This is a genomic window from Paenibacillus residui, from assembly GCF_042677205.1.
GTDB lineage: Bacteria > Bacillota > Bacilli > Paenibacillales > NBRC-103111 > Paenibacillus_L > Paenibacillus_L residui.
In genome coordinates this window covers 1-627 of sequence record NZ_JBHTIU010000112.1, presented here as the reverse complement: position 1 = coordinate 627, position 627 = coordinate 1, and the positions used below count along the sequence as shown (strand labels likewise).

The 627-nt window shown below is 41.1% G+C and carries 1 protein-coding gene; it reads right to left on the bottom strand.

The annotated features are described in order from the left end of the window. Positions 1-80 precede the first annotated feature (80 nt). Positions 81-551, bottom strand: a complete 471-nt coding sequence (gene tnpA, locus ACFQ03_RS25790; protein WP_144942112.1) for an IS200/IS605 family transposase — start codon at positions 549-551, stop codon at positions 81-83. Positions 552-627 lie beyond the last annotated feature (76 nt).

The following is a 627-nucleotide window of genomic DNA, read 5'->3' as shown; positions in this document are numbered from 1 at the left end:
CCTAAAGACGCTAGCCTGACAACAAAGTTGTTCAGGCTCAGTGTAATTTGTCACTTTCACTTACCCGTTAAACGGGTTTATTACTTTTTGCTCCTGTTACTGCTAAACGGATCTTCGTATTCTTTTACACTCAATTTATCTACAGCTTGGTCATGTGCCTCTTGTTCACGAATGTATTTTGCTACGGTTGCTTCATTTAAGCCCACTGTACTCACATAATATCCTTCTGCCCAGAATTTTCGATTTCCATATTTATACTTGAGTTGTGCGTGCTTTTCAAAGATCATTAGCGAACTCTTCCCCTTCAGATATCCCATGAACGATGATACGGATATCTTGGGCGGAATGGCTACCAGCATGTGCACATGATCTGGCATCATATGACCTTCTAGAATCTCCACTCCCTTGTACTTACATAGACGTTTGAAAATTTCAATTAAGTCTTTCCTCACTTGATTATAGATCGCTTTCCGTCTATACTTCGGGGTGAACACAATGTGGTATTTGCACATCCACTTCGTGTGAGCTAGACTGTAGTTCTTGTTTGCCATCTAAGACCATTCCTTTCATTGAGCCTGAACATCTCAATTTTATCGGAATGGTCTTGGTGGTCAAACCCTCGATCCC